Source organism: Pedobacter sp. GW456-11-11-14-TSB4 (assembly GCF_059424425.1).
In genome coordinates, this window is sequence record NZ_JBWKZK010000002.1 from 20,019 (window position 1) to 32,307 (window position 12,289).

The window sequence follows — 12,289 nt, forward strand, 5'->3', positions numbered from 1 at the left end:
TTAATATGCATTAAATTAGCTTAATGAAAATTAACAACGTGATATTTTTTGATGGTATATGCAACCTTTGCAATGGTGCAGTACAATTTACTATTGAGCGTGATTATGATAATGTTTTCAAATTTGCTCCTTTACAAAGTGATTTTGCAGAAGAAAAGCTAAAACCTTTTAATGTTAACCACAGTCAATTGGGGAGTTTCATATTGTTAGCAGATGGAAAGATTTATCAAAAATCTACTGCAGCATTACGCGTTGCCAAAAAATTAAATGGACTTTGGCCACTTTTATATGCTTTTATTGTTGTTCCGAAATATATAAGAGATGCAGTTTATGACTTCGTTGCTAAAAACCGATACAGATGGTTTGGCAAACAAGAAAGTTGTTGGGTACCAACACCAGCATTGAAAAGTAGGTTTTTAGGCTAAAGTTTGTAAGTATCAGCGATAATTATTTTATTTACGATACAAAACTCACTTAACGCTTCTTATGAAAAACCTTTCTGAAAATTTGACGAGCCAAGAATTTAAAGACGCGGCTCGTAAGGCAATTCTTGCGATCTTCTTTTTTATCATTTCTTATTTTTTTCTGTTATTACTTGCTATTGGTTTAGCTATGCTTTGCGGTTTTTTGGGCATTATCTTAATTAGTTTTAAAGTTCATTGGATTACCTTTTTGTTGGGTGCAGGACTAATTGGAATGGGCTTAATTGTGGTAGTTTTTTTGGTGAAGTTTATCTTTAAAAGAAATAAAATTGATCGTTCGCATTTAATTGAGTTAACTGAAGCAGATGCGCCAATGCTTTATGAAGAAATTAGAAAAATTGTAAATCATGTACATACAGATTTCCCTAAAAGAATTTATGTTTCTCACGAAGTTAATGCGGCAGTTTTCTACGACTCTACTTTCTTAAGTATGATTTTGCCGGTGAGGAAAAATTTACAGATTGGTATGGCTTTGGTGAATAGCGTATCTAAAAATGAATTAAAGGCGATATTGGCACATGAGTTTGGTCATTTTTCTCAAAGAACAATGAAGGTGGGCAGTTATGTTTATACCGTAAATCAAATTATTTATAACATGCTCTATGATAATGATAGCTATGGTAAATTAATACAACGATTCGCTAACATTAGTAACTATTTTGCTCTTTTTGTAATTTTTGGGGTTAAGATAATCGAAGGCATCCAATGGATATTGAGAAAACTTTATAATGTAGTGAATTTGCAACATTTGAACTTATCAAGAGAGATGGAATTTCATGCAGATGCTATCGCAGTAAATACATTTGGCAGCAAACCATTTATCTCTTCGATGATGCGTTTAGATTTAGCTAATAACTCATTCGACAGAGCCATAACTTATTATGAGCAAAAGATTGACGAAAACATTAAACCTAAAAACATTTATCCACAGCATCGTTTTATGATGGATATGATAGCCAATGAAAGTGGAGTTGAATTTGTAAATGGTTTGCCAAACGTTACTGAAGAATACTTTAACCGTTATAACAAATCGAAATTGGTAGTAAAAAACCAATGGGCTAGTCACCCGAGTACCGAAGATAGGATAGCCGCAATTAAGAGTGGTAATTTTCCGGAAGGTGAAGATGATGGAGAGCCTGCAACTTCATTGTTTGCAGATATTGAAGTTACACAAGCTGCAGTTACAAATTTGTTGTTTGCCAATGTAGTTTATAGAGGTGACGTAAAATCTGATATGTTTGAAGACTTTAAGATAGATTATTTGAAAAAAGCATCGGCTAATGCTTTTCCGAAATTATTTAATGGATACTATGACAGTTATCAGCCAAGTAAAGTTGATATTGATAATAAAGAAGGTATTGTTAATTTCGATGAACTTTATGGAGCAGAAAGTATTGATTTGCTTTATAGTTCGTTTGCTTTAGAAGCGGATATAAATTTTCTTAAACAAGTACAAACACAAGAAACGGATATCAAATCATTCGAATATGATGGTAATAAATATCAAAAATATGATGTGCATGAATTGTTACCGAAACTTGAGCAAGAATTAAAAGAACTTAAGGCTGCTATTGCTAAAAATGATCGACTTATTTATACCTATTTCAAGCTTAAAGCCGAAGATAAAGGTTTGGTTTTTACAGAAAAATATGATGATTTTCTAAATACGGATACAGTTTGCGACGAGGCAGCATTAGTTTATTCAAAAGCAATTGAGCAAACACAATTTATCCAATACACAACACCAATTGACGAAATTGAAGCTAATCTTGCCATATTTTCGGCTACTGAAAAGGAACTTAAGGGGCATATAGAAAAGATGTTAGTCTTATCAACTGCAAAAAGCTTTAAGCAAGAGTCGAAAAATCATTTGGATAAATTTGTGGAGAAGAAAAATCCTTTTTATTTCGGGGGAAAAACTTACAATGATTCGGAACTTGATATTTTGTTTTTAGCATTAAATGCTTATCGAGATTTGCTTAATCATTTATTTTTTGAAACCAAAAAAAGTCTATTGTTGGAAATGGAACGGATACATTTACAATCTCTTGAAGGCGAGCGAAAAATAGCTTAATTTGATGATTGGTTTTTTAATCAGCTTCAAAAAATAATTATGCTTATATTCAAAAATCTGCTAAAAATATAAGCGAGGTATAAACAAATAAAAATAATTGAAAGATTATTTAAAGCACGTATTATCAAATGTCTCTGAGAAAGATCTGGATTAAAGATTTTAGTAATGATAACCATAATACCCATTAGTAAAAACCATGTTGCAAACAAAAAAGATGTTTTTCCACGAATAATTAGAGATACGAAGTCATGAATGAGACCACAAAAAACAAAGGTAAGAAGTATGCAAACGGATAATGGCAAAAATCGTTTAAGTGGTTTAAACACTTTTAATCCCAAATAATATCCGAAAATCGGATTCCAATAATTCCAAAATGAAGAGAAGTTTTTAGCGCCAAGAGATCGGTGTAAATTTCTAGATAGTGATTGGGGATGTCCGATAGGTACTCCATTTCTCTTTTTTACATATTCACCTAACGTCATGTTATTTTGAAATTTGCTAATTCTTTTTGTCTGATTTTTAATCAGCTTTGGTTTTTGCTTTCGGTCTCCAAAGCCATAAACACAATAGTGCCAAAGGCAAGCTTATACTTAAAGATATGATAATCAAAATTGGTCTTTGCTTTACAATTTCTACTTCATTGCTCGTAAAAATGTAAAATGTTTCTTTAAAAGCATATAGTGTAATTAAAGTACAAAGTATGGCCAGTATTTTTCGCATAATTCTATTTTCTTTTCAAAGATTAGATTTATTTATCAATTCTGTTCTGATAATTCTGAAATTTTATTTTCTAATTCTTTTATAGGTGTTTTAAAGATGCTATCATTCATTTTTTGAGCAATAAAAATAAATGGGATGCCAACCAACATGCAAATAAACAACTGCCAGCTTAGGTTTGGCAAACTAATTACTGTGGCAATATCTTGATGGACATACAATTTATAAGCAAGCCATCCTATTGGACCACTTATGGGTAAAAAAACATATCCAAAAAGATTTTCCATTCTTAAAATCCGCTGTATTGATTTAAGATTATCTTCTAAAACTTGTTTGGTTGTTGTATCGAAATCTATTGCTGTTTTAATTTTTTGAAATTCTCTTTGTCCAAAAAATCTACATATCTCGTAAGTTATAAAAACACCTAATAATAAAAATTGCAAGTCGGTTTTAATAAATAATGCCCCAATAAGCATAGGGATGTTGATTATTCTTATCCATCTTAGCTTCCATTTTAACTTAAACAAAATGTCTCCTATTAAACTACAGGATCTGTGATCAAGCTTAAAAGTTTCGATTATTGCTGCTTCTTTTTTACTTAGAAACTCGGCATTTAAATATTGCCATTCCTGTTGTAAATTCATTTATTTTCTGTTTAATATAGTTGTGAGTTGCTGTTTAATTCGGTGAAGTTTAACATTTGTATTTCCTTTGGAAATACCTATGATTTCGCTTATTTCGCCATTATCAAATCCATCAAGGTGTAGCATAATAATACTTCTGTCAGTCTCTGGCAATTGTTTAATTGCCCTGTAAAGGAAGTCTGCTCTTTCAGAAAGTTCTTGCGGTTCATAAGTTGGCTCTTGCCTTGAATTTTCTTTTAGTTGATTTACTTTATTGCGTTTATTTAGAAAAGTTAAGGCAACATTTAGGCTAATTCGGTATAGCCAAGTAGAAAATTTAGCATTACCTTCAAATCTTCCGTAAGCACTCCAACTTTGAAAAACAATTTCTTGATATAAATCTTTTCTGTCCTCTAAATCATCTGCATAAAGATTTACTACCTTAAGAATAATTCCTTTATGTTCTTCAATTTTTTGGAGATAAGCCTTTTCTGTCATTATTCTTTAGACTTTAAAGATTTTCTAGTTGCTTTTAACTCCTCGTAAATTTGTGTTGCAGTGATTATAAAAGATATTGTTGCAATTAACAACATAATGTATTTCAGTACTGAATGCATTTCTGTAGTAGACAAAATTAGGATAAGAAATGCGGTAAATCCAACTTTTGATTTTTTATTTTCCATTTTGCTCATATTAAACTGATTATTTGTACAGTTAGTAAGCAATCAAATGAAAAAATTACAGCAATTGTAAATTAATTCTAATTTAAATAATCTGCTGTTGTTGTGATCTGTAAAAATTGTTTCGGTCGGTGAAACACCGACCGACAGGAGCGGAAGTGAAAATTAATTTTCAGTATATCTTTTGCTATAAGTTATGCCCATCAAATCATACCGTTTAAACTGGTTTTTTAACCTTCTTAAAAAATCTGGATAGTTTTTACTATTCTTTGGGCTCCATAAAATTTCGCTTAGCGCATCCAATCTTGGAAACAACATGTATTCTATTTTAGCAGGATTAGCAATATACTCAGACCATAAGTTACCTTGAGCGCCCCAAATGTATTTGGCTTGTTCAGCATTTAATTCTGCCGGCACTGGTTCGTAATTGTAAACTGTTTCTAATGGCAGAAATTTGTTTGCAGCCAAGCTGTCATCATTCATAAATTGTTTATGATTTAAGTACAGCTTTTCTTCGGGTGTCATAATTACTTTTTGCTTTATTTTTGCTGCGGCGATGCCACCCTTTTCACCTCGCCAACTCATCACAACTGCATTTGGCGCTAAGCCACCATCTAAAATTTCATCCCAACCGATAATGGCTTTGCCTTTACTGTTCACAAATTTTTCAATACGATTAATAAAATAACTTTGCAAAGCACTTTCGTCTTTCAAGTTATTGGCCTTCATCAATTGTTGCGTAGCGGCATCTTTTCTCCACCAAATTTTAGAAGCTTCATCGCCACCAATGTGTATATATTGAGCTGGAAATAAATCAATTACTTCTGTTAATACATCTTCTAAAAATTTGAAAGTTTTTTCAGTTGGAGCAAACACATTGTTGTACTTATTCAGCATTCCCCAAGTTTCTGCAACTTTGTAACCACTATTAGGGTCGGTACCAAATTCTGGATAGGCGGCCAAAGCAGCCATGCTATGTGCAGGCATTTCAATTTCAGGAATAATCGTAATGTATCTTTTAGCAGCGTAATCAATTACATCCTTAATTTCTTCTTGCGTATAATAGCCACCATGTTTAATGCCATCTGTTTTAATTGTTGCATTTGCTGGAGTAATTTTTACATCATTTGGCAATACCTGATATTTGATATTTTCATTTCCTTTACCAGGCCATAAACCTATAATGCTTCCATTACGCCAAGCGCCAACTTCGGTTAGTTTTGGATATTTTTTAATCTCAATTCTCCAACCATGATCATCAGTTAAATGCCAATGGAAATAATTCATTTTATGCAGAGCCAGATAGTCTATGTATTTTTTAACGGTTGCTACATCAAAAAAATGGCGACTAACATCAAGGTGCATGCCACGGTATTCGAAGCGGGGATAGTCAATTATAGAAATGGATGGGATTTTAATGCTTGCAGTTTTAGTAGTGGGCAAAAGTTGTATTAAAGATTGAATACCGTAAAAAACACCAGCACTAGAATTTCCGTTTATAGTTATTTCATTTTCTTTAACAGTTAAGTTATAAGTGTCTTTAAAGTTTTGAAAATTGGTTTGTGAGATGAGGTTAATCGAATTTTGTGCAGTTTTTGTTGTTGTAATTTTAAGTGTATGGGTATAATTACTTTGTATATAATTTGCCAAGAATTGAGCTGAATTAATCAGTGAGTCATTTTGTACATAAATCTGAGTTTTAGCATTTATCGTGAAACCATTATTAGTTGCCGTTAATTGTGCAATAACTGGTTTTGGTATGATATTAATGCCAGGAGAATTGGTCATTACTTTTATCTGCGCAGATAAATTGATGCTTAAAAATAAAAGCAGGAAGTATAATGAGATTTTTTTCATTTGATTAGGTTTGATGATCAAAAATAGCAAATTTGGTGGGCTTTAGAACGATTGAACGGAAATGTTGCTAAAAACCACTTGCTTTCTGCTATAAACCCGATTGGATGGATGCTCCCAATTTTTCTTCGGGAGCAGGAAGGAAAGCGGGGCAGGAGTGGGCGATGGGAAGTAGCATTCGTTTTCTAATAACCTCACCCTTTTAAAGCTAGTGGTTAAACGCAGTTCCGTTTTTTCCCTCTCCTTGAGGAGAGGGACTGAACAAACAGAAGCCAAAGCACAAAGCGTTAATAGGGTGAGGTTTATACGCTTGAACGAAAATGTTGCCAAAAAATACTGGCTTTAAATTATAAACCCGATTGGATGGATGCTCCCGATTTTTCTTCGGGAGCAGCAAGGAAAGCGGGACAGCAGTGGCCGATGGGAAGTAGCATTCGTTTTCTAATATTCACCATATCAGGCATTTAAGGAAATATAAGACAAAGCTTCAATGAACTTATATTTCTTATATGGTTTAAAACCTAAAAGGAGATTGCCGCAGTCGATTAAAAATCTTCTTCGCAATGAAGAATTTTTGAAACAAAAAATCCCGATAAGCATTTGCCTATCGGGATTATATTATTAGCTAGTTAAAAAGCTTATTTTTTGTTTTTGCTTTCTTCGCCTTCCATTTGCTCTTTTAATTGAGCAAGAACGCTAAGATCACCTAATGTAGATTTCTCTACAGAATCTTTCACTTTTTTAACCGCACTTACAGAAGCTTTAGCTTCTTTCTTTTTAGTAGCTCTTTCTTCAGCAGCAACTTCAGCTTTAGCCTCTTCCCAAATACGGGCGTGAGAAACTACGATACGTTTAGCATCTTTGTTAAACTCAATGATTTTAAATTCATTGGTTTCTTCAGCTTTAATTACAGAACCGTCTTCTTTAGCCATGTGTTTAGTAGGCACGAAACCTTCTACACCGTATGGTAAAGCAATAACAGCACCTTTATCAGTTACTTTAACTACTGTACCTGTATGAACTGAATCAAGGGTAAAGATAGTTTCGAAAGTATCCCAAGGGTTTTCTTCTAATTGTTTGTGACCTAAAGATAATTTGCGGTTTTCAACATCAAGTTCTAAAACAACAACATCTAATGTATCACCAACTTTAGTAAACTCGTTAGGGTGGTTAACTTTTTTGCTCCAAGATAAGTCAGAAATGTGGATTAATCCATCAATTCCTTCTTCAATTTCAACAAACACACCAAAGTTAGTCATGTTTTTAACAACAGCTTTGTGTTTGCTTCCAATTTGATATCTATCAGCAACATTACCCCAAGGATCTTGAGTTAATTGTTTAATACCTAAGCTCATTTTACGCTCATCTCTGTCTAAAGTTAAAACTTCAGCTTCGATCTCGTCATTAACTTTCAAGAATTCTTGAGGTGAACGTAAGTTTTGTGACCAGCTCATTTCTGAAACGTGGATTAAACCTTCAACACCTGGAATGATTTCTAAGAAAGCACCGTAATCAGCAACAGTAACAATTTTACCTTTAACTTTAGAACCAACAGCTAAGTTAGCATCTAAATTTTCCCAAGGGTGAGGAGTTAATTGTTTTAAACCTAAAGCGATACGTTTTTTCTCATCATCAAAGTCTAAAACAACAACGTTGATTTTTTCGTCTAATGATAATACTTCTTTTGGATGCTCTATGCGGCCCCAAGAAATATCAGTAATGTGAAGTAAACCATCAACACCACCTAAATCGATGAACACACCGAAATCAGTAATGTTTTTAACAGTACCTTCTAATACTTGACCTTTTTCTAATTTAGAAACGATTTCAACTTTTTGGCTTTCTAAATCGTCTTCAATTAAAATTTTGTGAGATACTACAACGTTTTTAAATTCGTGGTTGATTTTTACAACTTTGAATTCCATTGTTTTACCAACGTAAACATCGTAATCACGGATAGGTTTAATGTCAATTTGAGATCCAGGTAAGAAAGCTTCTACACCCATAATATCAACAATTAAACCACCTTTAGTACGGCTTTTCACGAAACCATTAATAATGGTATCATTGTCAAGCGCAGCGTTAATGGTTTCCCAAGAACGTTGTGTTTTTGCTCTCTTGCGAGATAAAATCAACTGACCATTCGCATCTTCTGGAGCTTCTACGAAAACATCCACTGAATCGCCAATTTTCAAATCAGGTGTATCTCTAAACTCTGAAGTAGAAACTAAACCGTCAGATTTGAAACCTACGTTTAATACTACATCTTTGTTGTTAATAGACACAACGATACCACTAATGATCTCGCCTTGAGTGATTTGGTTGAAAGTATCTGTATACATATCTTCAAACTTTTTACGGTCTGCGTCACTGTAGTTACCAAATACTTTATCATCTGCATCCCAATCAAAATCTTGATCTGGTGTTGCTAATGATGATTTGATTTGTTCGATAGAAACCGAATCAGCTTCTGACTCAATTGTTTCTTTCTCGGTTAGACGAGCGTCTGCACCTTGTAGTTCGGCTGTTTTAGCCTCTAGTTCTTTTTCTGCTACTTGTTTTTTAGCCATTAATTAATAATCTCCTTTGTTCCCTATTTAGGGACTGCAAAGGTAGAAATTTCTTTTTTAAAAGAAAAGATTTTTTTAATAAATGTTGCTGATAATTAAGGATATAGTAAAATAAGTATAACGTATTGCGTAAAGTCGATAGAGAATACGCGTCAAAAAATAGATTTTAGAAAAGCAAAAACAGCAGCTTTTTTAAAGTTAGTCCCGTTTTTCGCTTTACTCGCCTCGTTCCTCGGCTTCGTGCTCGCTACAACCGGGTTTAAAATGCAAAGCTTGTGCTAAAATTATAAACTGTTATGGCTTAGATGTGGCTAAAGCCGTTGTTTAGTTGTTAAAATCCGTTGGCTAAAGCCAACGGTAATAAATATTTAGTAACAGATTCTATCATCTTGCTATTCCATATTTTCGATAGCCATTTCAGATTTGCACTAGCTATTCCAGATTTGTAATCTAGAATTTATATGTTTGAAACTTGCTATTCCATATTTTCGATAGCTATTCCAGATTTGCACTAGCTATTCCAGATTTGTAATCTGGAATTTATATGGTTTGAGATTCATTTTTTACTTGCCGTTGGCTTTAGCCAACGGATGAAAGTTGCTTGTAAAGGCTTTAGCCACATTTTTTTAGATGTTGCAGATTTTTAATCTCAAAGAGCTTTAATATTTCAAGCTTAAATTTAATTAAATCTGTGTTTATCTCTTTTATCTGTGGTTAAAACTACTGCTTAGTAAAAGTTCCTCTGGTAAAACCTTCACCAACCAAAGTATTGTCATCTCTAATAAGCAACATAATTGTATTTTCTTGCTGCTTAAATTTAATCATGTCGCCTTCAACCGTGTACTTGGTTGTAATTAAGGTATCCATGTAAGCGTCTTCAATAATCACATTGTTGTTTTTAAACTCAAATGAATTATAATCGCCATCACCATGGTTAAAGTATTTACCGGCAACAGATTTTTCTACGATAAAAGTTAAATAACTTAAATAACCAACTGCTAAAACTACACAAGTAGCCAAAACCATTAAGACTTTATTGTTTAAAAACTTAAAAATTAGAAATAACGAGCCCAGCATAACAATGGCAACAAAAGCAATAAAAATAGTTTTAGAATTATCTTTACTCGTTTGCTGCTGTACCATAACTTTTGGAGCATCGGCTTTTTTTGCTGGCATTGGCGAAACCCGTAATAAATATTGGCTGCTCACAAAACCTTCGCCATTGGTTACTTTAATTTTAAAAAATTTAGCATCAGTAGAATCTAACACCTGTACATTTTCATTTTGAGGTACAAAGCCAATTTTCTTACTTGTTGGGTCTTTGGTTTCGCGAACATTAAGCTTATCTGCAGTAACTTTATACATATCTTGGGCAGATATGTTAAATGAGAAAGCTAATAAAACAAGTAAAATAAGTGGGAATTTGTAGGTCATGTTTTTAAATTTAGCTCTATGTTATTGAGCTTAGGTATTAGAAATTAAAATAATTTGAAGCGTCAAAAGTAGGAAACCCTTTTAGAAACTGGTCTAAAATTTTAAAATTAACACAATTTAGTGCAAAAATGTTTTGCGGTTTTGTACTCGTAAATAGTTGCAAAGACCTAGCATTTTAAACCTGATTGAGCTAAATAGCCCACAGTGAAGTGAAACGTAACGAGGAATATAAGCGAAAGCAGGACTAGCATTAATTAGAGCTAATAGATATGATTTTCAAATCAAAAATTATTTCACCAACTTCCACCAGCACCACCACCACTGCTACTACCGCCTCCAAAACTGCTACTCGAAGAGCTACTGCTACTGCTTGAAGAACTACTACCACTACTTGAAGAGCTAGACTTTACAAGTTTGGATAATGTAATCCACCTGATAAATTCTACATGGTTGCAAAATCCACACTCATTAGTGAGTTTGGCTGTGCCTGTGCTGCTATAAGATGGCGATTTGGTGGTTTCTTGTTTGTTAAGTTGATATGTTCTAAAATTACATTTTGGACATTCGGTGTAGCTATCATACTCTTCTGCAGGCCAAACTTTAACTTGTTTTTCTGTTTGGTCATCACTTATCCAAATATCGTAATCATAAACTTTGATGAGTTCTTCTTTTCTTTGTCCTTTGCTTAAATAAGGCTCACCTTCTAGATTTATGTCTCTATCTAAACGAGACATTTGTTTGTTTTTACTATCAAAAATAGGCTTAAATCTATCTACCGTTTTTGCTTTTTTAAAGCTGTGGATAAGGAGGGCAATAATAATTGGAGGCGAAAAAACAATTAGCCACCAATATTTAGCATGAAAATCTTTAACTGCATCGAAAAAATTTTCATCATCAAAATGCGTCCTTCTTAAATTGCCAACATAAGCATAATAACGGAAAAATAGCCCAATACCTAATAGAACATATAAAATGTAAGGAATGTGGGTGATTTTGAATTTTTCGAAAAGACCAAATCCGCCGGCAAATATGGTAGCAAAAACAGCAATAAATATGAAAAAGAATATGCCGACACAGCCTTTAACGTAAACAGCATCGTAACCGTTTTGATTTTCTATTATTTGGTTAATTTTCTTTTTAGACTTAGAATTTTTAGCTCCAATAGCTTTTGTCTTAACCGTTTGGAATGGATTATTGGTTATAAGCGTATTTTTTTTTGCCTTTTTATTTATTAACTTGAAAACAATAAAAAATAGCAATATCAAGGCAAGAGAGGTGCCTAAAACAATCATCCAATCGAAATTTTTTTGCTCTTCTTGGTTTACCAAGCCTTGTATTTCGGCTCTTGCATTTGGATTAGTTAAAGTGTTGCTTACCGCATCAATTGCATTTAAAATGCCTTCATCGTAGTTATTTTCTTTAAAGGCTGGTACAAGGTTTTGATTGCCAATTTGCTTTAAAACAATGTCTGGTAATAATCCTTCAACTCCATCGCCACTTATAAAGCGCCATTTTCTTCTGTTTTGTGATACGAATAACAGTAAACCGTTATCGCTGCCAGCTTTTCCAATGCCCCATTTATCAAAAATGGCTTTGGCAAATTCAAAATCTTCCAAATTTTGATTGAAATCTTGTACAACAACTATAGCAAATTCTACTTTCGTTTCTTTTTCTAATTGAACGAGTTTTTCGTCCATTTCTGAGACGTTCGACAAAATGCCATCAGGATTGCTAACAAAATAATCTTGTCCGTTGGTTTTAGGATTTGGAATTTGATCTACAGTGTAGAATTTTTGACCAACGGCAAAAATGCTGATCCATAACAAAAGCGTTAGCAAATAAAATTTCTTCATAA

10 protein-coding genes are annotated in these 12,289 nt (G+C 33.1%); 2 read left to right on the plus strand and 8 right to left on the minus strand.

The features are described from left to right. The first annotated feature begins 23 nt into the window (after window positions 1-23). Window positions 24-425 carry a thiol-disulfide oxidoreductase DCC family protein gene (locus tag AC07XU_RS07475; protein WP_494943014.1) on the plus strand — a complete coding sequence of 134 codons (402 nt, stop codon included), beginning with the start codon at window positions 24-26 and terminating at the stop codon, window positions 423-425. Window positions 426-486: 61 nt separating this feature from the next. Next, window positions 487-2,556 (plus strand): M48 family metalloprotease, encoded by a 2,070-nt coding sequence (locus AC07XU_RS07480; RefSeq protein ID WP_494943015.1) that lies wholly within the window; start codon window positions 487-489, stop codon window positions 2,554-2,556. A 519-nt stretch (window positions 2,557-3,075) separates the two neighbouring features. Here AC07XU_RS07480 and AC07XU_RS07485 read toward each other — a convergent pair. The 8 genes from AC07XU_RS07485 to AC07XU_RS07520 all read right to left on the minus strand — a co-directional run bounded on the left by AC07XU_RS07485 (window position 3,076) and on the right by AC07XU_RS07520 (window position 12,287). Next, entirely contained in the window at window positions 3,076-3,276 is a 201-nt protein-coding gene (locus tag AC07XU_RS07485) for a hypothetical protein (protein WP_494943016.1), read from the minus strand. 35 nt (window positions 3,277-3,311) lie between these two features. Beyond that, a complete protein-coding gene (locus AC07XU_RS07490) occupies window positions 3,312-3,917 on the minus strand; it encodes a hypothetical protein (RefSeq protein ID WP_494943017.1) in 606 nt (201 codons plus the stop codon). Further along, window positions 3,918-4,394: an RNA polymerase sigma factor gene (locus tag AC07XU_RS07495; RefSeq protein WP_494943018.1), complete on the minus strand. Its 477-nt coding sequence runs from the start codon at window positions 4,392-4,394 to the stop codon at window positions 3,918-3,920. Continuing rightward, on the minus strand, window positions 4,394-4,579 hold the full coding sequence (locus AC07XU_RS07500) for a hypothetical protein (protein ID WP_494943019.1): 186 nt from the start codon (window positions 4,577-4,579) through the stop codon (window positions 4,394-4,396). Before AC07XU_RS07500 ends, AC07XU_RS07495 begins: the two co-directional genes overlap by 1 nt. A gap of 162 nt (window positions 4,580-4,741) precedes the next feature. Further along, on the minus strand, window positions 4,742-6,433 hold the full coding sequence (locus tag AC07XU_RS07505; RefSeq protein WP_494943020.1) for a beta-N-acetylhexosaminidase: 1,692 nt from the start codon (window positions 6,431-6,433) through the stop codon (window positions 4,742-4,744). 635 nt (window positions 6,434-7,068) lie between these two features. Beyond that, on the minus strand, window positions 7,069-9,000 hold the full coding sequence (rpsA, locus tag AC07XU_RS07510) for a 30S ribosomal protein S1 (RefSeq protein ID WP_494943021.1): 1,932 nt from the start codon (window positions 8,998-9,000) through the stop codon (window positions 7,069-7,071). A gap of 720 nt (window positions 9,001-9,720) precedes the next feature. Continuing rightward, window positions 9,721-10,434, minus strand: coding sequence for an SH3 domain-containing protein (locus AC07XU_RS07515; protein WP_494943022.1), 714 nt, complete (start codon window positions 10,432-10,434; stop codon window positions 9,721-9,723). Window positions 10,435-10,727: 293 nt separating this feature from the next. Next, window positions 10,728-12,287 (minus strand): TPM domain-containing protein, encoded by a 1,560-nt coding sequence (locus tag AC07XU_RS07520; protein WP_494943023.1) that lies wholly within the window; start codon window positions 12,285-12,287, stop codon window positions 10,728-10,730. Window positions 12,288-12,289 lie beyond the last annotated feature (2 nt).

What these genes read in the sequence shown, in the direction of transcription:
- AC07XU_RS07515 (WP_494943022.1), bottom strand. Translation starts at nt 10,434, where the DNA reads ATGACCTACAAATTCCCACTTATTTTACTTGTTTTATTAGCTTTCTCA.
- AC07XU_RS07495 (WP_494943018.1), bottom strand. Translation starts at nt 4,394, where the DNA reads ATGACAGAAAAGGCTTATCTCCAAAAAATTGAAGAACATAAAGGAATT.
- rpsA (WP_494943021.1), bottom strand. Translation starts at nt 9,000, where the DNA reads ATGGCTAAAAAACAAGTAGCAGAAAAAGAACTAGAGGCTAAAACAGCC.
- AC07XU_RS07505 (WP_494943020.1), bottom strand. Translation starts at nt 6,433, where the DNA reads ATGAAAAAAATCTCATTATACTTCCTGCTTTTATTTTTAAGCATCAAT.
- AC07XU_RS07520 (WP_494943023.1), bottom strand. Translation starts at nt 12,287, where the DNA reads ATGAAGAAATTTTATTTGCTAACGCTTTTGTTATGGATCAGCATTTTT.
- AC07XU_RS07485 (WP_494943016.1), bottom strand. Translation starts at nt 3,276, where the DNA reads ATGCGAAAAATACTGGCCATACTTTGTACTTTAATTACACTATATGCT.
- AC07XU_RS07475 (WP_494943014.1), top strand. Translation starts at nt 24, where the DNA reads ATGAAAATTAACAACGTGATATTTTTTGATGGTATATGCAACCTTTGC.
- AC07XU_RS07500 (WP_494943019.1), bottom strand. Translation starts at nt 4,579, where the DNA reads ATGGAAAATAAAAAATCAAAAGTTGGATTTACCGCATTTCTTATCCTA.
- AC07XU_RS07490 (WP_494943017.1), bottom strand. Translation starts at nt 3,917, where the DNA reads ATGAATTTACAACAGGAATGGCAATATTTAAATGCCGAGTTTCTAAGT.
- AC07XU_RS07480 (WP_494943015.1), top strand. Translation starts at nt 487, where the DNA reads ATGAAAAACCTTTCTGAAAATTTGACGAGCCAAGAATTTAAAGACGCG.